Here is a 461-nt window from a genome sequence, read left to right on the forward strand (position 1 = left end):
TGAGCATCCGGATAGCGCTCGCGAGCGCGATCGAACGCGTCGCCGGCGAACTCGCGCGCTTGCCCAGCGGCATCGCTCAGCGTGTCCTTGGCCTGCCCGTACAGGTTCTGCGCCGAGCCCTTCAGCTCGGTGACCTTGGCTTCAGCCTGGGTCTGCGTGTCCCCGGTCAGATCGCCGGCCGCGCCTTTGACCTTGCCGCCGAGTTCTTTCGCGGCGCCTTTGACACGATCTTCGTCCATGGCACTTCCTCCTCGATATCCGAACGGATTGGGGCATCGGGCCACCAACGCGTGATCAGGGCCATTCGTCTCGACGGTAGAACCACGCAGCCGGCGGTGCAGCGGAACTGTATGGGGCGCTTACGGTTCCTTCTGGTCGAGAGTGCCCCGGAGTAACTGCCCAATGCCGAACGGTGCTCAGAATGGCCGGCCGAGCGCGGCCGGTCCAGGCTTTGCCGACGC

Annotated in this window: 1 protein-coding gene; it reads right to left on the minus strand. The window is 65.7% G+C overall.

All coding sequences use genetic code 11. The features are described 5' to 3' along the window. Positions 1–239 (minus strand): CsbD family protein (locus MKL01_RS08060; RefSeq protein WP_243904696.1); only part of this gene is annotated, 239 nt, incomplete at its 3' end. Positions 240–461 lie beyond the last annotated feature (222 nt).

The organism is Methylobacterium sp. J-070 (assembly GCF_022829385.1).
GTDB lineage: Bacteria > Pseudomonadota > Alphaproteobacteria > Rhizobiales > Beijerinckiaceae > Methylobacterium.